Below are 22,899 nucleotides of genomic sequence, written 5' to 3'. Positions count from 1 at the left end.
GCCGGGATGCGACGCCCACTCCTTCAATTTGCACAATCGACGTTGGGGTTGCGCAAAGCCTCTTGGTCTGAGGCCGAAGGAGAATTGTGCATTTCGCTTCAGTGCCGGCGACTGCCGCTCTATATCGGTGCGCATGACTTAAAAAGAAGGAGTAGCACCATGGATCTCGGCATCAAAGGAAAGCGCGCGCTTATCCTCGCATCGTCGAAGGGGCTTGGCCACGGCATCGCCGTGGCTTTGGCGCGCGAGGGCGCAGACGTGCTGATCTGCGGGCGCAGCGTCGAGCGGCTGGCCGCTAACTGCGCGGCAATCAACGCGGAGGGCAAGGGAAAGGCTGACTGGATGCAGGCGGACCTCAGCCATTCCGACTTCGTGAAGACGGTGACTGAGGGCGTCCAGGCAAAACTCGGCGGCGTTGATATCCTTGTCAACAACAGTGGCGGTCCAACACCGGGCACGACGGAGGACATGACGGCGGACAATCTGGAGAGTTATTTCCTGTCGATGGTGGCGCGGATCATCACGCTGACCAATGCTCTCCTGCCGCACATGAAGGCCCAGGGCTGGGGCCGTATTCTGACGGTCGCATCGTCTGGTGTCATCGAACCGCTGGCAAACCTCGCGCTTTCCAACACGCTTCGCCCGGCCCTTGCCGGCTGGAGCAAGACGCTTGCCACCGAGATTGCCGCCCATGGCGTGACCGCAAACATGCTTTTGCCGGGCAGCATCGCGACCGACCGACTGGATGATCTGGATGGTGCGGCGGCCAAGAGGACCGGACGACCCATGGAGGAAATCCGCGCCGAGAAGCAGGCGCGCATCCCGATGGGCCGCTACGGCCGGGTGGAGGAATTTGCCGCGACAGCAGCATTTCTCTGCAGCGAGCCTGCAAGCTACATTACCGGGGCAATGATCCGCTGCGATGGCGGTGCCGCCCGTTCTCTGTAATTGAACACGAGAGCCGGCCGAGCTCGCCTGGTAAAGCGGGTTCGGACCGGAGGAGTTCGCTGCAGCCGGTCAACCGAGGGGTGTTTTGCCGCTATCGGACGTGATGGTCCAGCTGCCAATTAACAGGAGAGGAACGACGCGGTGTTGGCGCAGTGACGGGATGAATCGGTCAAAGCTTTCCAAGTGTTAATTTTTCACCGGAAATAATTGTGGTAAGTTGGCATAGAGCGGTTGCAGACCATTTCCAACTTACACTTGGCGGACGACAGCGGTAACAGAAACGTGATGTATTCCGCCGTCTCCGGTCATTCGTCTGTTGGCTTCATGCAGCAATAGCAAGCCGCTTACTTGCGAAACATCCTGGCCGGTATCAAAATATGAAGAAAATTGCGTTGACCCTCTGTCTTGTCGCCGTCGCGGGCGCGGCGCTTTGGACTTACCGGGAGCGCATCCCAATTCTCTCCGACTTGGTCGACAAAGCATCGGCGGCGCCAAAGGATGCCACGACTGCCCAGACCGGAGGCCATAAGAAGGTGGGCACCGTGGTCGTTAAGACCGTTGCCGCAGTCAATACCACCCTGCCGATGGACGTCACCGCCACAGGCTGGGTCGTTCCCGTGGACTCGACGACGATCGCCGCTCAAGAAGCTGGCGTGATTACTCAGATCGTCGCGGAAGACGGCGCCACGGTGAAGGCCGGCGATCTGATCGCCAGGCTTGATCCGCGCACTGCCCAGGCGGCTGTTGACAAGGACAAGGCTACGGTTGCCAAGGACCAGGCGACATTGGCGCAGACGCAAACCGCCCTTGCACGGGCCCAGAGCCTGCTAAGCAGCAAGGCCGGCACCCAGGCATCCGCAGATGAAGCGCAGGAGGCGCGCGACGCTGCCGTTGCGACCGCCGATGGCGACAAAGCGCAGCTTGCGGCGGACCAGGTCCAGCTCGAACACACCGACATCCGCGCACCCTATGACGGCCGCCTCGGCGACGTATCGCTGAGCGTCGGCGCCTATGTCAGTGCTGGCACTGCGGTGGTGACGATCGCCAAATACAATCCCGCCTTCATCAAGTTCAACATGCAGGAAACCAATCTGCGCCAGTTGCAGGAGGCGCTTGCGGCCGGTCCCGTGCCGGTCACCACCGTCCCGCATTCAGATAAAGGCAAGGTTCGCCAAGGGCAGGTCAGCTTCTTCGACAACACCGTCGATTCCACCTCTGGAACCGTCATGGTCAAGGCCAAGTTCGACAATGCCAATGGCGCCCTCTGGCCAGGACGGTCGGAAAACGTCGCCGTTCATTTCGCCGACCAGGAACCGCTGATCGTCGTGCCGACCGTTGCCGTCAGCCCCGGCCCGGACGGTTTCATTGCCTTCGTCGTCAAGGACGGCAAGGTTCATGTGACGCCTGTGACCGTCGCACGTGCAAACGGCGACCGTACCGCCGTTGCCAAGGGGTTATCGGCTGGCGACCATGTCGTCATCGAGGGGCAGTCGCAGATCACCGACGGTCAGGCGATCAAGGAAGAATTCAATGACGGCGGCACACAGAAGGTCGCCTCCACCGACGCCGGCAAGACCGAAGCCTTTGCAGTTGGGGCGCAGCCATGATCCCGAATTTCTGTATCCAGCGTCCGGTCGCGACCACCCTGCTAGCGATCGGCGTCGTGCTTGCCGGTCTTGCCGGTTACCAGCTCATCCCGGTCGCGGCCCTGCCGCAGGTCGACTTTCCGACCATCAACGTTTCCGCGCAGCTGACCGGCGCTTCGCCGCAGACCATGGCAACGTCGGTGGCCACCCCGCTGATCAAGCAGTTCGAAACCATCCCCGGCATCAGCGAGATCAGTTCGACCAACTCGCTCGGCAACACTAGCATCGTGCTGCAGTTCGATCTCAACCGTAGCATCGATGCGGCTGCGGCCGATGTACAGGCCGCGATCTCAACAGCCACGCGGCAATTGCCGAACAACCTCACCACTCCGCCGAGCTATCGCAAGACCAATCCGGCCGACGCCCCGGTCATGCTGATTGCCGTGCAGAGCGACACGCTGCCGCGCAGCAAGCTGGACGACATCGCCGAGAACATCATCTCGCCGTCTCTGTCGACTTTGCCGGGCGTGGCAGAAGTCAACGTCAACGGAGCGCAGACCTATGCCGTGCGCATCGACGTCAATCCGGACAAGTTGATCGACCGCGGGATCGGCATCGATACCGTCAACGCCGCCGTGGTGAATGCCAACAGCCAGGTCCCCGTCGGCACGCTGCAGAACCAGTCGCAGAGCATGACCATCAATGCCGACACGCAGCGCGTCAACGCCGATCAGTTCCGCTCGCTGGTCATCGCCCATCCCAACGGCGCCCCGATCCATCTCGGCGACGTCGCGGACGTCAAGGACAGCGTCGAGAACCAGAACATCGGCAGCTGGTACGACGGCAACCGCGCCATCATCCTGTCGATCCAGCGCCAGCCCGATGCCAATACCGTTGATGTGGTGGATGCGATCAACAAGACGCTGCCGAAGCTGCATGCCGAAATGCCGGCATCGGTGAAGACGGTCGTCATGAACGATTCGGCAGCGCCGATCCGCGAGGCGATCGCCGACGTCAAATTCACCCTGGCACTGACCATTGGCCTCGTCGTTCTCGTCATCTACCTGTTCACGGGCCATGTGATGGCCACCATCATTCCGGGGCTGGCGGTGCCGCTGTCGCTGATCGCCACCTTCGGGATGATGTATGTGCTCGGCTACAGCGTCGACAATATATCGCTGCTGGGATTGACGATCGCGGTCGGGCTCGTTGTCGACGACGCCATCGTCATGCTTGAGAATATCCTCCGGCACATGGAGAACGGCATGCCGGTGCGCCAGGCCGCCATCCAGGGCTCGGCCGAGGTCAGCTACACCATCATCTCGATGTCGATCTCGTTGATCGCCGTCTTCATCCCGATCCTGCTGATGGGTGGGGTCGTAGGCCGGATCTTCAATGAGTTCGGCATGGTCGTGGCCATCGCCATCGTCGCTTCGGCGATCGTTTCCTTGACCGTTACGCCGATGCTGGGTTCCCGCTTGTCGAGCGCCCATAGCCATCCGCCGTTGCCGGTACGCCTGTTCAACCGTGGCTTCAACTGGACGGAGCGCCAGTACGACAAGGGTGTCGCCTGGTGCCTGCGCAACCGGGCGATCGTGCTCGGAAGCTTCCTCGCTTCCGTCGGCCTTTCCATATTCCTGTTCATGACGCTACCGGCGAGCTTCTTTCCGACCGAAGACATCGGCCGGCTGCAGATCTCGACTCGGACCCGCCAGGATATCTCCTATACGGCCATGCGCGATCTGCAGGCCCAGGCGGCGGCGCTGATCCAGAAGAACCCAGCCGTCGATCATGTGATGTCGATCGTCGGCGCCAGCGCGCGCCAGACGCTGAACAACGGCACCATGTATGCCCAGCTCAAGGACAAGAAGGATCGTCCGCCGCTCGACCAGACATTGCGGGAGATGCGCGCCGCCGTTGCCACGATCCCTGGCATCCAGGTGTTCATCAATCCGCAGCAGAGCCTGCGCTTCGGCGGCCGGCAGACCGCCAGCCAATATCAGTTGGTGGTTCAGGCCCTTAGTTCCAGTCTCACCAACACCTGGGCCAACAAGCTGTTGACCGAGATGAAGAAGGACCCGCGCTTCACCGACGTGACGACCGACGCACAAAACAACGCGTTGCAGGCAAATGTCGTCATCGACACCGAGAAGGCGGCGGCCTACGGCATCAACAACAACCTGCTGCGCACCACTCTGCAGGAGGCGTTCAGCGACTATTCCGCCGCCCAGATCCAGTCGACCGGCGACAGCTACGACGTGATCATCGAATATGATGCCAACCAGCCCTGGGACGACCAGAAGCTGGCGCGCATCCGCGTCACCTCGTCGACGGGCGCGCAGGTGCCGCTGTCGAGTTTCGCCCATATCGAGCGCACGACCGGGCCTGTGACGATCAACCAGACGGGCCAGCTCGTATCGACGACGGTGTCGTTCAACCTGCCCGCCGGAGAGTCGCTTGGCGACGCAACGGCCGCCATCGACGCGATCAAAAAACAGATCGACATGCCGGCCGACGTCTTCACTTCCTACGGCGGTACAGCGCAGATCTTCCAGCAGTCGCAGGGCAGCACGCCGTACCTGATCCTTGCTGCGGTGCTAACCATCTATGTCGTGCTCGGCGTGCTCTATGAGAGCTTCATCCACCCGCTGACAATCCTGTCCGGCCTTCCGGCGGCCGCTCTCGGCGCGTTGCTGGCGCTGAAGATCTTCGGCTTCGATCTATCGATCATCGCCCTGATCGGGCTGCTGATGCTGATCGGCATCGTCAAGAAGAACGCCATCATGATGATCGACGTGGCGCTGGAGACATTGAGATCGTCCGACAAGGCCTCGCCGGCCGAAGCCATCCACGAGGCCTGCGTGCGACGCTTCCGGCCGATCATGATGACGACCTTCTGCGCGTTGCTCGGCGCCCTGCCGATCGCGCTTGGTGGCGGCGCAAGCTCTGAATTGCGCCAGCCGCTCGGCGTGGCGGTCGTCGGCGGCCTCGTCGTCTCGCAGATCCTGACGCTGTTCATCACGCCCGTCATCTTCCTCGAGATGAACCGGCTCGACAACTTCGTCCGACGCCTAGGGCGAAGGAAAGACGAACCGGTGGAAGAACATCAGCCGACTGCAATCGCGGCTGAATAGGAGCCGGCAGGCGGCCGTCGATTTCGCGGCCGCCGGCATCTTGCACAGCAAGGCTGCCTATGCGATGACGCGCCCTCCTTTGACCAGAGGGCGTTTCGCGTTGATGCGGGACAGTGCCCCCATCCAGACAATTTGACAGACAGGAGTGCGAGCATGGCTCAGGCGCTGGGTTTTGACTTCGGCACGACGAACAGCGTGATGGCGCTGGCCGATGGAGCGGCGACACGTTCCGTCTCCTTCAACAGTGCGACCGGTTCGGCAGACAGCATGCGCACCGCCCTGTCGTTCATGAAGGATCGGCACCTCGGCGCCTCTGCCCTGAAAGTCGAGGCTGGGCACGCGGCCATCCAGCAATTCATCGACAATCCCGGCGATTGCCGCTTCCTGCAATCGATCAAGACCTTTGCGGCCAGCGCGCTGTTCCAGGGCACCCTCGTGCATGCCAAGCGGCACTCGTTCGAGGACCTGATGGAGGTCTTCATCCGCCGCCTGAAGGCCTATGCCGGCGATCATTGGCCGGCCGATGTCGGCCGCATCGTGACGGGCCGCCCCGTGCACTTCGCCGGCGCCAACCCGGATCCGGCGCTGGCGACCGCGCGCTACAACGAGGCGCTGACGCGGCTTGGCTTTCCCGAGATTCACTACGTCTATGAGCCCGTCGCGGCTGCGTTCTATTTCGCGCAGAACCTGAAGAGCGACGCGACCGTGCTGGTCGCCGACTTCGGCGGCGGCACCACCGACTATTCGCTCATCCGGTTCGAAACACAGGGCGGCCGCCTGACGGCAACGCCGATCGGCCATTCCGGCGTCGGCGTCGCCGGCGATCACTTCGACTTCCGCATCATCGACAACGTCGTGGCACCGCAGATCGGCAAGGGCAGCTACTTCAAGAGCTTCGACAAACTGCTCGAAGTGCCCTCCTCCTACTACGCCAATTTCGGTCGCTGGAACCAGCTGTCGATCTTCAAGACGTCGCGCGAGTTTCCGGAGCTGCAGAAGCTGGTGCGCACCGCGCTGGAGCCGGAAAAACTTGAAACCTTCATCGAGCTGATCGAGCATGACGAAGGCTATCCGCTCTACCAGGCGGTCTCCGCCACCAAGATGGCGCTGTCGTCCTCCGAGGAAGCCGAGTTCAACTTCCAGCCGCTCGGCGCTGCCGGCCGCACGACCATCCGGCGCGCAGATTTCGACGGCTGGATCGCGCCTGAACTGGCGCGGATCGAAGGTGCGCTCGACGAGGTGCTTGAAAAAACCAACACCGCGGCTGGTAGCATCGACAAGGTGTTCCTGACCGGCGGCACCTCTTTCGTGCCGGCAGTGCGACGGCTGTTCACCGAGCGTTTCGACGCCAGCCGCATCGAGACCGGCGGCGAGCTGCTGTCGATCGCGCACGGCCTGGCGCTGATCGGTGAGCGCGACGATATCGCGCAATGGACAGCCTGAGCCGGGGATGGATGCGCCCTTGGCCCTTCCCTTGGTCCGCCCGCTTCGGTAGTGTCGGACCATGATCTCCGTTCAAGACCTTTCCCCGGCCGAGCTCGCCGCGCTTCTGCATTTCCATGCGGATGCGGGCGTCGGCTGGTTGCTGGAGGAGGAGCCGGTCGACCGTTTCGCCGAGTTCGAGGCGATGAAGGCGGCGCGCCAGGCGGGTCGGCCGCCGCAGCCGTCGGTGTCGTCGCCGGCAAGTCAGGCAGCAAGCCAGGTCGAGCGTCGGTCGGCAGCGTCGGCCGCACCACCGCCGCTTGCCGCGCGTTCGCCGGCCATCCCAGACGAACAGGCTATCGACCAGGCGCGCTTTGCCGCCGAAAGCGCCCGCTCGCTGCCGGAACTGAAGGCGGCGCTTGAAGCCTTCAATGGCTGCAATCTGAAAAACAGTGCCCGCTCCACGCTGTTTGCCAGCGGCAACCCGGAGAGCGGCATCATGGTCGTCGGTCCGATGCCGGGCGCAGACGACGACCGCGAGGGTGCCGTCTTCGCCGGTCGGTCCGGCCAGTTGCTGGACCGCATGCTGGCGGCGATCGGGCTTGGGCGGGACGACATCCTGCTCACCAACGTCATTCCGTGGCGCCCGCCCGGCAATCGCGCTCCATCCATTCCGGAGGTGGATATCTGCCGGCCCTTCATCGACCGGCAAATCGCGCTCGCAGAGCCGAAAATCCTGCTTCTGCTCGGCAATTTCACCGCCCGGTTCTTTTTTGGCGGCAATGAGACGATCCATGCTCTTCGCGGCCAATGGCGGGAAATCGGCGTTGGATCCGGCGCGGTTCCGGCCATTGCGACGCTTCATCCGCAGGACCTCCTGACCGCGCCGATCAATAAGCGCTTGGCGTGGCAGGATCTTTTGGCTTTTCGGCGACGTATTGACGCAGGCGCGTAATCGGCTATTTTTTCGGCAATAATATCGAATTATGAAATTACCCATGCATTTTTAGCATATCTGCACAGGCGGTTGTGCGCGTTGTGGAATCAGGTGTGCACTGCAATATTGTGGTCGCGTCTTGGGAGGAACCGCCACTAGGAACCAGGGCCATGACCACTCGATCGCGTCCGATACATTGCGGGTTTGAAACCCTTCGACAGGCCCGAGAAGACCTGCGCTCGCCCTGCGGCTATCGCCGTCTAGAGGCAACGAACGAACAGATCAGCGGACGCGGCACTGGCTCCTCCTCCAGGCTTGTCCGCCCGACCACGATGTTTGCCGAATTCCGGGCATACTGAGGTTGCGCGAAACGCATAGCTAGCAAGCTACTGAGTGGTCAGATTCCACCCGAGTGTGATCATAGCGAAAGTGGTTGAACATCATCTGCGCCTTACCATTCAAATTGGTATGGGTGTGTTCTACGCCGCCTCATGTCGCGATTGATTGCGCCCCCGTCGTGGGATAGATGAAAAATGGCCACCGCCATCTCCCCTCGCAGCAATCGGAATCACCTTATGCTGGCCAGCCTGATCTCGATCGCCAGCCTGATGCTGTCGACCCTCCTGATGATGGTCGGGCTGGGACTGATGAACTATGTGGTGCCGATCCGCTCGGTCGCCGAGGGCTGGTCAACCTTCACGATTTCCTTCATCGCCACCGGCTATACGCTCGGCTTCACGATCTCCTGCATCATCACACCGATGTTCGTGAAACGGGTGGGCCATGTGCGCGTGTTCGGCGCACTGATCTCGCTGCTGGGCGTTGGCATCCTGTTATGCGCGCTGCTGGTCGACTGGCGCGCCTGGGTGGCGTTTCGTTTCATCAGCGGCTTTGCCATCGCCGGCAGCTACCTGATCATCGAGAGCTGGCTGAACGAGCGCGTCACCAACGCCAATCGCGCCACCATTTTCTCGGTCTATATGATCACCTGCCTTGTCGGCTCGATCGGCGGACAATATCTGGTGCCGCTTGCCGACCCGAAGTCGACCGCCCTGTTCATTCTCTGCGGCATCATCTTCGCGCTGGCCATGCTGCCGACCGCGCTATCGACGGCCCAGTCTCCGACGCCGATTGCCCAGGCGAAATTCGACCTGCCGAAACTCTACAGGCTGTCGCCGGTGGCCTTTGTCGGCTCGCTGCTGTCTGGTGCCTTGTCGGGGACCTGGAACAGCCTTGGCGGCGTCTATACGCAGATCGTCGGCATGAACACGGCACAGGGTGCCACGCTTCTCGCCTGTGTGCTGGCCGGCGGCGCCATCTCGCAGATGCCGATCGGTCGCGTCTCCGACCTGGTGGACCGCCGCCTGGTGATGATCGTCTGCGGGATCATCGGTGTCGTCGCCTGCGCCGTGATGAGCCTGTTCGACGTCCATTCGATCATCGCGCTCTACGTTGCGGCGTTTTTCGTCGGCACCGTGCTTTACCCGATCTATGCGATCAACGTGGCCCATGCCAACGATCGCGCAGCGCCCGACGAGTATGTAACCATCTCGAGCGGCATCATGATTCTCTATGGTCTCGGCACGGTGTTCGGTCCGCTGGCTGCCGGCGCGATGATGCAGCTCGGCGGCACATCGGGGCTTCTCTGGTTCCTGGCGCTCGTTTTCGCCTTCTATGCCGGCTATGCCGGCTGGCGGACGGCGCGGCGCAAAGTCGGCGAAGGTCGCCTCGAGAAGACGGACTTCAAGGCCATGCCGATCCCCGTGCGCGGCACCGAGACTTCGGTGCGCACCGCTTCACCGGACGACCGCACGCCATAGCGCGCAGACAACAACAGTAAAATACAGATAATTTAACGACAATCCCACATTGTGTTCGCAGTATTTTGTAGCTTTAACTTTGGTTCAGATTTTAATGTAATCATATTGAATAAAATCGTTGTTCCAAGACGTTTCCTCCCAACTGGGTTGGCTGCCGTCGTAACGCCTGTCTAGGAAGTCTCATGCGCACTGATATCGGCCAGATCGTTCATTTGGCAGACTACCGCCCCACCGATTTCGTGCTGGAGCGTGTCGACCTGACCTTCGAACTCGATCCGACCGCCACAAAGGTCGAGGCGCGGCTGATCTTCCATCGGCGTGAAGGTGTCGATATCTCCGCACCGCTTGTTCTCGACGGTGACGAGCTCAGCCTTTCCGGCCTGCTGCTCGATCAGGAAGAAATGCCGGCCAGCCAGTATACCGTTACCGACGACAGCCTGACGGTGCGCGACCTGCCGGCCGAAACCCCGTTCGAGCTGGCCATCACCACCATCATCAACCCGGAAGCCAATACGCAACTGATGGGGCTTTACCGCACCGGCGGCGTTTATTGCACCCAGTGCGAGGCCGAGGGCTTCCGCCGCATCACCTATTTTCCAGATCGCCCGGACGTGCTGGCGCCCTACACGGTGAACATCATCGGCGACAAGGCGGCCAATCCTCTGCTGCTGTCGAACGGCAATTTCCTGGGTGGCGCCGGCTACGGCGAAGGTCGGCACTTTGCGGCGTGGTTCGATCCGCATCCGAAACCGAGCTATCTCTTCGCGCTGGTCGCCGGCGATTTGGGCGTCGTCGAAGATACGTTCGTCACCATGTCCGAGCGCGAAGTCGCGTTGAAGATCTATGTCGAGCACGGCAAGGAAGCCCGCGCCGCCTACGCCATGGACGCCTTGAAGCGTTCGATGAAATGGGACGAGGAGGTGTTCGGCCGTGAGTACGACCTCGACATCTTCATGATCGTCGCGGTATCCGACTTTAACATGGGCGCCATGGAGAACAAGGGCCTCAACGTCTTCAACGACAAGTACGTGCTTGCCGATCCGGAAACGGCGACGGATGCCGACTATGCCAACATCGAGGCGATCATCGCCCATGAGTATTTCCATAACTGGACCGGAAATCGCATCACCTGCCGGGACTGGTTCCAGCTTTGCCTGAAGGAAGGCCTGACGGTTTTTCGCGACCACGAATTCTCGGCCGACCAGCGCTCGCGCCCGGTCAAGCGCATCGCCGAAGTACGCCATCTGAAATCCGAGCAGTTCCCGGAGGACAGCGGCCCGCTTGCGCATCCCGTTCGCCCGACGAAATATCGTGAGATCAACAACTTCTACACCACGACAGTCTACGAGAAGGGCAGCGAAGTCACCCGGATGATCGCCACCGTGCTCGGCCGCGAACTGTTCAAGAGGGGCATGGACCTCTACTTCGAACGTCACGATGGCGATGCGGCGACGGTCGAGGATTTCGTCGCCTGCTTTGCCGAAGTCAGCGGCCGCGACCTCACACAGTTCTCGCTCTGGTATCACCAGGCCGGCACGCCGCTCGTCACTGCTTCCTGCGCTTTCGATGCCGGCGCCCGGACCTTCACCTTGTCACTTGAGCAGATGGTGCCGGCAACGCCCGGGCAATCCATCAAGGAGCCGATGCACATTCCGCTGCGGCTAAGCCTGATCTCGGAAGACGGACAGCCGATGACACCTGGCAGCGTCGCGGGTGGAGAATTCACCAAGGACGTGCTGCATCTGGTCGAACGGTCGCAGACCGTCGTCTTCCACGATATCCCGTCTCGGCCGGTGCTGTCGCTGAACCGCAGCTTCTCCGCACCGATCAACCTGCATTTCGACCAGAGTGCCGCCGACCTTGCTCTCATTGCCCGTTTCGAGGCAGATCACTTTGCCCGTTGGCAGGCGCTGACGGATCTGGCGCTGCCGATCCTGCTGCAGGCCGCGCGCGACACGCGCAACCAGGCACCGGTCGTTTGCGATGCCGCGCTGATCGAGGCGCTGCTGGCGGCTGCCGCCGATGAAAGCCTTGAGCCCGCCTTTCGCGCCCAGGTGCTGAACCTGCCGAGCGAATCCGACATGGCCCGCGAACTCGGCACCGACAACGATCCGGACGCTATCCATGCCGGCCGCCAGGCGATCATCATGCAGATCGCCGACGCCGGCAAGGCTGTGTTCGCCGCACTCTACGAAGGCATTGGCACACCCGGACCGTTCAGCCCCGATGCCGCCAGCGCCGGGCGCCGCGCGCTGCGAAATGCCGCGCTTGGCTTCCTGTCACTCTCCGACAAGGCGCCGGCCCGCGCCAAGGCCGCCTTCGACGCCGCAAACAACATGACCGATCTCAGTCAGGCTCTGACGATCCTCGCCCATCGTTTCCCGGAATCGGCCGAGGCCACGGAAGCGCTGACGACCTTCAAGGCGCGCTTTGCCGATAACGCGCTCGTCGTGGACAAGTGGCTTGCCATCCAGGCGGCCGTTCCCGGTGCGGCGACGCTGCAGCGGGTGCAGGCGCTGATGCAGGACCCGTTGTTCGTCCAGGGCAATCCGAACCGCGTCCGTGCGCTGGTCGGAACCTTCGCCTTCGGCAATCCGACAGGCTTCAACCGCCCCGATGGCGCCGGCTACCGTTTCCTTGCCGAGCAGATCCTGAAGATCGATCCTCGCAACCCGCAGCTCGCAGCTCGCATCCTGACCTCGATGCGGTCATGGCGCTCGCTGGAACCCGTGCGCGCCGATCATGCCCGGGCGGCACTGATGCAGATCGAGCGAGCGGGCGAACTTTCGACCGACGTTCGCGACATCGTTGAGCGCACGTTGAAGGAGTGATTTGCGCCGACGCAAAGGTGATTTGCAGCGCTATCGCGTCGGATGGCCCGGGTTTCTCCGACCGGAAGCCGATAAGGCTTCTAAAAATGCTGCAATAGCAAATAGTTAAGAAAGATTTACCAGGCCCTCTGGACAAGCCGAATCACGAATGATTCATTGGCGCAGGTTCGGGCGAGCGGCGCCGCGAATCATACGAGGTTCAGGGCGCAATATGGTGGACGTGCGGCGGGCAACTGCGGCCGAAGGGCGGCTGCGTGTCAATTTCGACGATTTGAAATCTTGGCAGGATGGTCTCGTTGACCGCGCCGGAGCCAGCGTCAGCAATGTATCGCGGGAATTTTCCAAGATCGAGAACATCCTCAAGCGCGCGATCCCGGTCTTGATCCTGGCCTTTCTGTCCGTCGTTGCGGCCTCGCACATCGTCGCGATGGTCATGGAGCACGGCCGGATGGAAACGGCAGCTCGTCACTCGACCGCGCTTTCCGCCTCCATAGCCGCCGCTGCCTTCGCCAACGACACAGCCTTCTTCGAGACCGGAAACCGCGCCGCCGCCGAATCGCGCCTTGGCATGTTTCTTCCGCCTGATCGGCTCGACGGCGGCGACTTCGTCCTGATGGTTCAGCCCAGCGGCCGCGTCTTTGCCTCCTCGGCCGACGGCATCCACTATATCGGGCTGACGGTTGCCGATTTCTTTCCGGAGGTCTCGACGATTCGCCGATTCGCCGATGGCAAGGGCGTGATCGAAACCAAGATCGGCGGCCTACCCTACTATGCTGCGATCGCGCTGATCGGCGACAAGGGCGGCTTCGTTGTTTCGGCCGTGTCGCTCGAGCAGATCGGCCGGTTGTGGCGCGACGAACTGACGCTCAACGTGACGCTCTTTGCCGGCATATCGTCAATCCTGCTGGTCATCCTCTACGCCTATTACATGCAGGTACGCCGGGCCCGCGACGCGGACGAGACCTTCCTCGAGTCAAACCTGCGGGTTGAGACGGCGCTGTCGCGCGGACGCTGTGGCCTCTGGGATTTCGATTTCGCCAACCGGGAATTCTTCTGGTCGAAGTCGATGTACGACATGCTCGGCTTGCCTCCGTCGGAAAAGAGCCTCTCCTTCGGCGATGCCGCCCGCCTGATGCATCCGAACGAGAACAGCCTTTATGAACTGGCCCGCGCCGTTGCGCGCGGCAAGGCCGGCCAGATCGACCAGATCATGCGAATACGCCATGCCAGCGGCCATTATGTCTGGATGCGGGTCCGCGCCCAGGTCATCCGCAACAACTCCGGCCAGGTGCACATGATCGGCATCGCCATGGACGTGACCGAGCAGCACCGCCTGGCACAGCGCTACGCCGAGGCAGACCAGCGGCTGGCGGATGCCATCGAATGCACGTCGGAAGCCTTCGTGCTCTGGGACAAGAACGACCGGCTGGTGATGTGCAACGCCCACTATCAGCAGGCCTATGGGCTGCCGGATACCGTTCTGATGCCCGGCACGGAACGCTCCGTCGTCGCCGCCGCCGCAGCCCGCCCGGTGATCGAGCGCCGCATCGCCGATGCCGACCGCTCGGGCTATTCGCAGACGACGGAAGTGCAGCTCGCAGACGAGCGCTGGCTGCAGATCAACGAGCGCCGCACCCGCGATGGCGGCACCGTCTCCGTCGGCACCGATATCACGCTGCTGAAGCGCCACCAGGAGCGCCTGCGCGAATCGGAACGGCGCAACAACGCGACGATCGATGACCTCTCCGCATCGCGGCAAATCCTCGAGCGGCAGAAGTCAGAACTGTCTATCGCGAATACCAATTATCTCGCCGAGAAAGACCGCGCCGAGGCCGCCAACAAGGCGAAATCGGAATTCCTTGCCAATATGTCGCATGAGCTGCGCACGCCGCTCAACGCCATTCTCGGTTTCTCGGAAATCCTCCAGAACCACATGTTCGGCCCGCTCGGCTCGGAGAAATACGACGAATACGCCCGCGACATCCATGACAGCGGCAAGCATCTGCTCAACGTCATCAACGACATCCTCGACATGTCGAAGATCGAGGCCGGACACGTCAAGCTGTCCTGCGAGACGATCGACCTGGTGCCGCTGATCGAGGAATGCCTGCGCTTCACCTCGGTGCCGGCCGCTTCGAAGAACATTACCGTCGATCCGCGCTTTGCCGCCGGCCGGACGCTGACCGCCGACCGACGCGCCATGAAGCAGATCCTGCTCAACCTCCTATCCAATGCCGTCAAGTTCACCAACGAGGGCGGTCGCATCGCCGTGCGGATGCGCGATGTCGGCCATGGCGTCATGCTGACGATTGCTGATACCGGCATCGGCATTCCGAAGGCGGCGCTCGGAAAGATCGGCCAGCCCTTCGAACAGGTGCAAAGCCAATACGCCAAGAGCAAGGGCGGCTCCGGCCTTGGCCTTGCCATTTCCCGATCGCTCGTTCAGCTGCAGAAGGGCAGCATGAACATCCGCTCGCGAGAGGGCGTCGGCACGGTGATTTCGGTTTACATTCCCGACCAGCCGGCGGCGGCGGCGGAGGCCTCAGCGGCGGAGGACCGCCTGAAATATGCGGCGCGTAGCGCCGCCTAGACGGGAAAGTTCGGCCTCGAGCGCGTTGATGTCGGGGCAATCGCCGGCGCGCGCCACCAGCTCAGTCAAACCTGCCGGTGCGAGGCTCGGATCGAACACGCCGCCGATGCAGAGGCGGATCAGCTGGGATAGTTCCGTATAGAGCGCCAGCGCCTGCCGGCATTGGGCCAGTTCCTCCTCGGACATCACGCCCGGCCCGAACCGGAGCAAGGCATCTTCGGTCGTAAAGCCGGCATTCGCTTCCGTTTCATCCCGCACCGGCGACACCAGCCGCAGGTACTGGCTGAGAAACTCGACGTCGATCTGCCCGCCCGGCGCATGCTTGATATCCCAGACGCCGGCAGGAGGCTTTTCCGCATCGACCAGGGCCCGCATATCGGCGACGTCCTTGGCGATCTTGCGTGGTTCGCGCGGTGCGGCCAGGATGTCGTCAATGATCCGCCCGGCATCGGTCGACAATCCGTGGTCGCCGCAGATCAACCGCGCGCGCGTGAGCGCCATATGCTCCCAGGTCCAGGCTTCCTCTCGCTGGTACTTTTCAAAGGCATTGATGCGCGTGGCGACCGGCCCCTTGTTGCCGGACGGGCGCAGCCGCATGTCGACCTGATAGAGAATACCCTCTGCGGTCGGCGCCGAGAGCGCGGCGATCAAGCGCTGGGTCATGCGGGTAAAATAGCGGTTTGCGTCGAGTGGCTTGGCGCCGTCGGATTCCCCAGCCGCATCGTTGTAGTCATAGAGCAGGATGATATCGACGTCGGAACCGGCGGTGAGCTCATAGCTGCCGAGCTTGCCCATGCCGACCACGGCGACCCGGCCGCCGGGAAACTCTCCGTGGGCGACGCGTATCTCCTCGCGCACCGCCTCCAGTGCCGCTTCGATGACGAGGTCGGCAAGATGGGTGAAAGCGCGGCCGGCCATGGCGCCGTTTATGGCGCCCGTCAGCAAACGGATGCCGATCAGGAAGCGTTGCTCGGCGGCAAAGATGCGCAGCCGGTCGAGGATATCCTCATAGTGGCGGGCAGGCTGCAGGAAGCTTGCGAGACGGGAAGAAAGGTAGGGCCGCGTCGGGAGTTCCGCCATGATGCCGGGGTCGAGCATGCCATCGAAGACATGCGGGCGGGCCGCGATGATGTCGGCAAGCCGGGGGGCGGCCGACATGATGGTGACGAGGAGATCAAGCAGCACGGGATTGTTGCCGAGCAGCGAAAACAGCTGGATGCCGGCCGGCAGCCCGGCCAGAAACTGGTCGAACCGCAACAGCGCCTCGTCGGCACGCGTGCTCTCGCCGAAGGCGCGCAGCAATTGCGGCATCAGCTCGGTCAGCCGTTCCCGGGCTTCCACCGATTGCGTCGCGCGATAGCGTCCGTAATGCCAGGTGCGAATGATGCGGGAGATGTCGGCCGGACGCTCGAACCCCAGTCGTTCGAGGGTCCGCAAGGTCTCGGGATCGTCGGCCTGGCCGGTGAAGACCAGATTGCCGGCCTCCCCAGACAGCCGCGTCTCGTGCTCGAACAACTGCGCATAGCGCCGCTCGACTGTCTGCAGTACGTCGACCAGATGTTCGGAAAAACTCGAGAGATCCGGATAGCCCATCATCAGGGCGATGCGCTTCAGCTCGGCATCCGTTTCCGGCAACAGATGCGTCTGCTCGTCGCGCACCATCTGGATTCGATGCTCGACATCCCGGAGAAACCAGTAGCCGGCGGTCAGCTCGTCGCGCGTTTCAGCATCGATCCAGCCGGCCTTGGTCAGCTCGGCGAGCGTCTGCTCGGTGGCGCGGCCGCGCAGGGCCGGCATGCGGCCGCCGGCAATCAGCTGCTGCGTCTGGGCGAAGAACTCGATCTCGCGAATGCCGCCGCGCCCGAGCTTGACGTTGTGGCCCTTGACCGCGATGTTGCCGTGACCCTTGTGCACATGGATCTGCCGCTTGATCGAATGGATGTCGGCGATGGCAGCGAAATCCAGATATTTGCGGAAGACGAAGGGAACGAGGTCGCGGATGAAGCCGGCACCCGCCTCTCGGTCGCCGGCCACCGGGCGGGCCTTGATGAAGGCGGCGCGCTCCCAGTTCTGGCCTCTGCCCTCGTAATAGATCATGGCCGCCTCGACCGGCATGGCAAGCGATGTCGCCCCCGGATCGGGCCGCAGGCGCAGGTCGGTCCGGAACACATAGCCGTCCGCCGTGCGCTCCTGCAGGATGCGCACGAGGCGCCGCATCAATCGCGGGAAAATCTCGATGGCATCGTCTGGATCGGGAACGATCCCCGCCATCTCGTCGAAGAAGATCACCAGGTCGACATCGGAGGAATAGTTGAGCTCTTCGGCGCCGAGCTTGCCCATTCCGAGGACAATCAGGCCTGAAGCCTCGCTGGGATTGGCAAGGCTCTTCAGCGCCAGCTTTCCAGCCTCGTGAGCCGAGAGCAGCAGGTAGTCGATCGCGGCCGAAATGGAGGCTTCCGCCAATCCGCTGAGGAGCCGCGCCGAGGTGCGCGCGTCGAACAGCCGGCTGAGGTCGGCAAGCGCGATGAGGAAGGCCGCCTTGCGCTTGATACGCCGCAGACGGGCCATGAGCTCGGATTCAGGAGGAGCCACGCCATCGGCGGGAAGCCAGGCCCGTCGCGCATCCTGCACCAGCTGCTCGATCTGCGGCAGCAGCGGTGCCGTGATGGCGGAGGCCAGCAGCGGTGGATCGAGCTCCGCCGTATCGCGGAGATAAGGCGAGAGGCTGAAGACAGCCAGGATGAACGCACGCAGGGGCGTCTCGCCATCGACCAGCGCGGCGACGGCCGGTTCCGTCTTGCCGATGGATTTCAGGCTGGAGAGAGCTGACTTGGCTTCGGCCTGGTTGAGCGGTCGCAACAGTGTGGGGGAAACGGCATCCAGTCGATCGTTCGGTGGGGTCACGCATGCACTCCGGCCTGTTTCAAGCGGTCGTCGTCGAACGCCCGCCCGGTATGGGCGAGGCTCAACGCCGTCAATCTAGGCCGAACCGCCGTCTGCGCCAAGAGCGGAAGGCAGCTAGGCTCCCTTGGTCCTCGCTCGCGCGATGTGGCTGAATTCAGACGCGCTCGAGCGGGCGGTGCGGCAAGGGCGGCAGTTCTGCTTCGATCCTGTCGCCAGGCTGAACCCAGCCGCCTGCCAGCACCACGGTCATGATCCCAGCCTTGCGGACGATGGCGCCATCGTCCCCCGGGTAAACCAGCTCCTTCAGCAAGCCGGTCCGAAACCTCTCGATCTGGGCGCAGGGATTGCGCAGGCCGGTCACCTTGAGGCGTATGTCCGGACCGATAGTCAGGATCGTGTCGGTCGGAAGGTCGAGAAGGGCCAGGCCCTCGGTCAGAATGTTTTCGCCGAGATCACCGGCTTTCAGCTCAAAGCCCTTGTCGGCCAGTTCATCGAAGAGTTCGCGCTGGATGAGATGGACTTGGCGGAGATTGGGCTGACTCGGGTCGACTGCGACCCGGGAGCGGTGCTTGACCGTGACGCCGGCATGGGCATCGCCGGCGACGCCCAAATTCTCGATGATTTGGATGCGGTCGACCACCGTCTTCGAGAAATCATGCGTCTGGTGACGGGCGACGGAAACGACGGAAGCCATGGGCGATGAGGTCCTGATACAAGCTGCGCGGACCAGTATTATAGGCCTGTGAACGGATTGTGACGCCCCGTCGCGATCCGGCGGATAGACGCGACGATACCCCTTCCTACGTCCTTCTATGACTTGCCAGCGGGCGAAAAGATCATCGTTGCAGTGAGGCCGCGGGCTTCGCTGCTCTCGGGGTCGGTGTCGGAGAGTTGCAGGCGACCGCCATGCAGCTCCATCACGGCCTCTACCAGCGACAATCCAAGCCCGGTGCCCGGCTTGGATCGGCTTTCGTCCAGCCGGAAGAAGCGCTTGACGACCTCTTCGCGCTTGTCAGCTGGCACCCCCGCCCCGTGGTCGGCGAGGCATAGGGTCACGCCCTCGGGGGTGCGGCTGAGCTTAAGGATGACATCCGGCTTCCCCGAACCGCCGGCGGCATATTTGATGGCGTTGTCAATCAGGTTGAAAAGCGCTTGGCCAATTAGCTCGCGGTTACCCTGGATCTCCACGCCCGGCTCGATCTCGGCTGTCAGCACCAGCCCGGCATCCTCCGCCACCGGCTCGTACAGCTCGGCCGTATCGGCGACGATGGCCGACAGGTTTATGGTGGTCATTTCGGCAGCAGCCGCGCCGGCCTCGACCCGCGAGATCATCAAAAGGGCGTTGAAGGTCCGGATCAGCTGGTCGGATTCGGCAATAATGCCTTCAAGGGCACCGCGGCGACGCTCCTCGTTGTCGATATCGAGCGCATCGACAGCCTTGTTGCGCAGCCGGGTGAGCGGCGTCTTCAGGTCATGGGCGATGTTGTCGGAGACCTGGCGCAGGCCCTCGTTCAGCTTCTCGATGCGCTCGAGCATGGTGTTCAACGAGTCCGACATGCGGTCGAACTCGTCGCCGGAACCGCCGACCGGCAGCCGCTGCGACAGGTCGCCGGCCATGATCTTGCGGCTGGCGTCGGTCATCCGGTCGATGCGCCGGAGCGCATTGCGGCCGATGCCGAACCAGATCACCAGGGCGCCGACGCCCATGATGGCGAGTGCCAGCATCAGCGCCTGGCGGACGAGCAGCCGGAACCTCTCCGGCTCGCCGAGATCGCGGCCGATCAGGATGCGCAGGCCATTGTCAAGCGTGAAGATGTTGGCAATGGCCAAGTGCTGACGCTCTGCGCCGGTGTCGGCATAGCGCTCGTAGATGAACGGGATCTCGGTCCAGCCCTGGTCGTCGAAGGTCCCCGGCTGCACCGAGGCGACGTTGCCGGCAAGGATCTGGCCGGTCGGACTGGCGATAACATAGAGGTTCGCTCCCGGCTGGCGGGCGCGCCGTTCCATCGTGCGCAGCAGGAGGTTCAGGCCGCCGGCCTCGTATGCATGCTTGACCTGGCTGACTTCCTGGCTGACCGCATCGCGGATCTGGCCTGTCAGCAGCCGCTCCGACATCGATGTGACGTAGAATACCAGCGTTGCCGCGCAAAGCGCGAAGAGCAGGATGTAGAGGGCGGACAGGCGGACGGCGGTGGACTTGAAGAGGACGCGGAAGCGGCTCATCCGTCGTCCTTGATCATGTAACCGGCGCCGCGAATGGTCTTCAGCAGCGGATTGTTGAAGTCGCGTTCGATCTTGCCACGCAGCCGGGAAACATGCACGTCGATGACGTTGGTCTGGGGATCGAAATGATAGTCCCAGACGTTTTCGAGCAGCATTGTGCGGGTCACCACCTGGCCGGCATTCTTCATCAGATATTCGAGCAGGCGGAATTCCCGCGGCTGAAGGACGATTTCCTTGCCGGCGCGGCGCACTTCGTGGGACAGGCGGTCGAGCTCGAGATCGCCGACGCGGTAGAGCACGTCCTGATCCGGCGTCCCCTTGCGGCGGCCGAGCACCTCGACGCGGGCCAGAAGCTCGCTGAAGGCGTAGGGCTTCGGCAGATAGTCGTCGCCGCCGGCGCGCAGCCCGGTAACCCGGTCGTCGACCTGGCCGAGCGCGGAGAGGATCAGCACCGGCGTGTGGATCGCCTTCCGACGCAGTTCGGCGATGACGGACAGGCCGTCGCGGCGCGGCAGCATGCGGTCGATGACCATGACGTCGTAGGTGTTTTCCGAGCCCATGAAGAGGCCGCTCTCGCCGTCGCTGGCGTGATCGGCCACGATGCCCACTTCGCGGAACGCCTTGGTCAGATAAGCGGCGGCCTCGAGGTCGTCTTCGATGATCAGAATCTTCATGTGCGTGACATTAGCCGCCGGCGGCGTTGCTGCACAGCCGGAATCGGTGCTGTCGGACTTTGGCTGGCTACCGGTGGTCATGTTCTCACCCATACTTGGTTTGAAACGAAGGAGCCGTGCAGGCGGCGGCTTGCACGGCTCCCTCCCCGTTTCTGGTTCGACGATCAGCCCTGGTTGCTGAGCGGCAGCGCCACGAAGCGGCTGCCGTTGTCGGACTGGATCTGGAAGAGCGCCCGTGTGCGACCGTCCTTCTTCGCCTGGGTCAGGACCTTGGCGATATCCTGGGCGTTGGCGACGTCCTGGTTGTTGACGGAGGTGATCTTCTCACCTTCCTTCACGCCCTTGTCGGCCGCATCCGAGTCCGGATCGACGCCGGTGATGGCGACACCCTTGCCGTCATCGGACGGACCGACGGTCAAGCCCAGATCAGTCAGGGCCTTCTCGGAGGCCGGCTGCTGCGGCTCGGCCTGCGGCTGGTTGTTGCCATCGGCGGAGGCCTTCTGTTCGGCCGGCAGGGTCCCGAGATCGACGGTCACAGACTGCGACTTGCCATTGCGCCAGATCGCCACTTCGACCTTCTTGCCCGGTGCCATCGCACCGATGCGGCGGGCGAGGTCGCGCGGGTCCTTGATCGGCTCGCCATTGACGGCGGTGACGACGTCGCCGTTCTTGATGCCGGCCTTCTGGCCGGGAGACCCTTCCTGCGGGGAGACGACGAGCGCGCCGGCCGCCTCGGAGAGACCGAGCGATTCGGCGATGTCCTTGCTGACGGGCTGGATCTGCACGCCGAGCCAGCCGCGGGAGACGGAACCGGTCTTGATCAGGTCGGCCACCACATCCTTGGCGGTCGTCGAGGGGATGGCGAAGGCGATGCCGACGCTGCCGCCCGACGGCGAGAAGATCGCGGTGTTAATGCCGACGACTTCGCCGCTGAGGTTGAAGGTCGGGCCACCGGAGTTGCCCTTGTTGACGGCTGCGTCGACCTGGAGATAGTCGTCATAGGGGCCGGAACCGATATCGCGGCCACGGGCGGAAATGATGCCGGCGGTGACGGTGCCGCCGAGACCGAAGGGATTGCCAACGGCAACGACCCAGTCGCCGACGCGAACCTTCTCGTCATCGGCCCATTTGACGTAGGTGAACTTGCGCTTGTCATTGACCTTGAGAACGGCGAGGTCGGTGCGCGGGTCCTTGCCGATCAGCTTGGCGTCGAGCTCGGTGCCGTCGTTGAGAACGACCACGAAGGCCGCGCCATCGGAGACGACGTGGTTGTTGGTGACGAGGTAGCCGTCTTCGGAGATGAAGAAGCCGGAGCCCTGGGCGACAGGGCGCAGGCGGCCCTTGTCGGCATTCGGCTTCTGCTGCTCACCCTGCATGCCCTTGCCATTCGGCTGCTGGCCGAACTGCTTGAAGAACTTCTTCAGCGGGTGATCGTCCGGCAGGTCGTCGAAACCGCGACCGAGGCCAAAGCTATCGTCTTCTTCGGCGGAAGCAGGATTGACGCGGGACTCGACACGCACCGAGACGACGGCGGGAGACACAGCGTCGACGACATTGGCAAAGCTTGGGACCTGCGGCGCCTGGACGACCACGGCATCGGCATAGGAATTGGAAATGACGGCGGGGACGCCGGTTGCCAGGGCGGCAACAGCGATGCCGGCGACAGCGGAAGCCTTCAAGGCGGTGCTGCGCGTCAGGCGGCCTTTGATGGTCTCGAACATGGGCGTTACCTTTTCTCTCGTCTATACTTGCGCCGTGGGGTCAGCGGCGATCCGGTGATGAGAAGGATATAGGATTTGCCACGTTACGGAGAACTGTCCAGCCGATGAA

Annotated in this window: 12 protein-coding genes and 1 pseudogene; 8 read left to right on the top strand and 5 right to left on the bottom strand. The window is 62.8% G+C overall.

What is annotated here, in order from left to right; all coding sequences use genetic code 11:
• Nucleotides 1-159: 159 nt before the first annotated feature.
• The 8 genes and pseudogenes from VH564_RS03040 to VH564_RS03005 all read left to right on the top strand — a co-directional run.
• Complete coding sequence (locus VH564_RS03040) at nucleotides 160-948, top strand: SDR family oxidoreductase (protein ID WP_423338335.1); 789 nt, start codon at nucleotides 160-162, stop codon at nucleotides 946-948.
• A gap of 377 nt (nucleotides 949-1,325) precedes the next feature.
• Complete coding sequence (locus tag VH564_RS03035; RefSeq protein WP_423338334.1) at nucleotides 1,326-2,555, top strand: efflux RND transporter periplasmic adaptor subunit; 1,230 nt, start codon at nucleotides 1,326-1,328, stop codon at nucleotides 2,553-2,555.
• The gene (locus VH564_RS03030; RefSeq protein ID WP_423338333.1) at nucleotides 2,552-5,668 is read left to right on the top strand and encodes an efflux RND transporter permease subunit; all 3,117 of its coding nucleotides are present in this window, start codon (nucleotides 2,552-2,554) and stop codon (nucleotides 5,666-5,668) included. Before VH564_RS03035 ends, VH564_RS03030 begins: the two co-directional genes overlap by 4 nt.
• A 153-nt stretch (nucleotides 5,669-5,821) precedes the next feature.
• Nucleotides 5,822-7,111: an Hsp70 family protein gene (locus VH564_RS03025; RefSeq protein ID WP_423338332.1), complete on the top strand. Its 1,290-nt coding sequence runs from the start codon at nucleotides 5,822-5,824 to the stop codon at nucleotides 7,109-7,111.
• A 61-nt stretch (nucleotides 7,112-7,172) separates the two neighbouring features.
• Nucleotides 7,173-8,045 carry a uracil-DNA glycosylase gene (locus VH564_RS03020; protein WP_423338331.1) on the top strand — a complete coding sequence of 291 codons (873 nt, stop codon included), beginning with the start codon at nucleotides 7,173-7,175 and terminating at the stop codon, nucleotides 8,043-8,045.
• 557 nt (nucleotides 8,046-8,602) lie between these two features.
• The gene (locus VH564_RS03015; RefSeq protein ID WP_423338330.1) at nucleotides 8,603-9,847 is read left to right on the top strand and encodes an MFS transporter; all 1,245 of its coding nucleotides are present in this window, start codon (nucleotides 8,603-8,605) and stop codon (nucleotides 9,845-9,847) included.
• Nucleotides 9,848-10,029: 182 nt separating this feature from the next.
• The gene (pepN, locus tag VH564_RS03010; RefSeq protein WP_423338329.1) at nucleotides 10,030-12,678 is read left to right on the top strand and encodes an aminopeptidase N; all 2,649 of its coding nucleotides are present in this window, start codon (nucleotides 10,030-10,032) and stop codon (nucleotides 12,676-12,678) included.
• 211 nt (nucleotides 12,679-12,889) lie between these two features.
• Nucleotides 12,890-15,196 (top strand): annotated as a pseudogene (locus tag VH564_RS03005) (PAS domain-containing sensor histidine kinase); the annotation flags it as partial.
• A 24-nt stretch (nucleotides 15,197-15,220) separates the two neighbouring features.
• Here VH564_RS03005 and VH564_RS03000 read toward each other — a convergent pair.
• The 5 genes from VH564_RS03000 to VH564_RS02980 all read right to left on the bottom strand — a co-directional run bounded on the left by VH564_RS03000 (nucleotide 15,221) and on the right by VH564_RS02980 (nucleotide 22,790).
• A complete protein-coding gene (locus VH564_RS03000) occupies nucleotides 15,221-18,172 on the bottom strand; it encodes a bifunctional [glutamine synthetase] adenylyltransferase/[glutamine synthetase]-adenylyl-L-tyrosine phosphorylase (protein ID WP_423338328.1) in 2,952 nt (983 codons plus the stop codon).
• Between the two features lie 154 nt (nucleotides 18,173-18,326).
• A complete protein-coding gene (locus VH564_RS02995; RefSeq protein WP_423338327.1) occupies nucleotides 18,327-18,866 on the bottom strand; it encodes an MOSC domain-containing protein in 540 nt (179 codons plus the stop codon).
• A gap of 116 nt (nucleotides 18,867-18,982) precedes the next feature.
• Entirely contained in the window at nucleotides 18,983-20,395 is a 1,413-nt protein-coding gene (locus tag VH564_RS02990) for a sensor histidine kinase (protein ID WP_423338326.1), read from the bottom strand.
• A complete protein-coding gene (locus tag VH564_RS02985) occupies nucleotides 20,392-21,069 on the bottom strand; it encodes a response regulator transcription factor (protein ID WP_423338727.1) in 678 nt (225 codons plus the stop codon). The genes VH564_RS02990 and VH564_RS02985 overlap by 4 nt, the downstream gene beginning before the upstream one ends.
• Nucleotides 21,070-21,233: 164 nt before the next feature.
• On the bottom strand, nucleotides 21,234-22,790 hold the full coding sequence (locus tag VH564_RS02980) for a Do family serine endopeptidase (protein WP_423338325.1): 1,557 nt from the start codon (nucleotides 22,788-22,790) through the stop codon (nucleotides 21,234-21,236).
• Between the last annotated feature and the right edge of the window lie 109 nt (nucleotides 22,791-22,899).

This window comes from Rhizobium sp. HT1-10, from assembly GCF_049472505.1.
GTDB lineage: Bacteria > Pseudomonadota > Alphaproteobacteria > Rhizobiales > Rhizobiaceae > Rhizobium.
Note: the sequence above shows the minus strand (reverse complement) of the source record. Positions and strands in the feature narration are given on the sequence as shown.

Bases quoted from the DNA above. Each gene is read 5' to 3' on its own strand.
- VH564_RS02980 (WP_423338325.1), bottom strand. From the start codon at position 22,790: ATGTTCGAGACCATCAAAGGCCGCCTGACGCGCAGCACCGCCTTGAAG.
- VH564_RS02990 (WP_423338326.1), bottom strand. From the start codon at position 20,395: ATGAGCCGCTTCCGCGTCCTCTTCAAGTCCACCGCCGTCCGCCTGTCC.
- VH564_RS03030 (WP_423338333.1), top strand. From the start codon at position 2,552: ATGATCCCGAATTTCTGTATCCAGCGTCCGGTCGCGACCACCCTGCTA.
- VH564_RS03040 (WP_423338335.1), top strand. From the start codon at position 160: ATGGATCTCGGCATCAAAGGAAAGCGCGCGCTTATCCTCGCATCGTCG.
- VH564_RS02995 (WP_423338327.1), bottom strand. From the start codon at position 18,866: ATGGCTTCCGTCGTTTCCGTCGCCCGTCACCAGACGCATGATTTCTCG.
- VH564_RS03035 (WP_423338334.1), top strand. From the start codon at position 1,326: ATGAAGAAAATTGCGTTGACCCTCTGTCTTGTCGCCGTCGCGGGCGCG.
- pepN (WP_423338329.1), top strand. From the start codon at position 10,030: ATGCGCACTGATATCGGCCAGATCGTTCATTTGGCAGACTACCGCCCC.
- VH564_RS03025 (WP_423338332.1), top strand. From the start codon at position 5,822: ATGGCTCAGGCGCTGGGTTTTGACTTCGGCACGACGAACAGCGTGATG.
- VH564_RS02985 (WP_423338727.1), bottom strand. From the start codon at position 21,069: ATGAAGATTCTGATCATCGAAGACGACCTCGAGGCCGCCGCTTATCTG.
- VH564_RS03015 (WP_423338330.1), top strand. From the start codon at position 8,603: ATGCTGGCCAGCCTGATCTCGATCGCCAGCCTGATGCTGTCGACCCTC.
- VH564_RS03020 (WP_423338331.1), top strand. From the start codon at position 7,173: ATGATCTCCGTTCAAGACCTTTCCCCGGCCGAGCTCGCCGCGCTTCTG.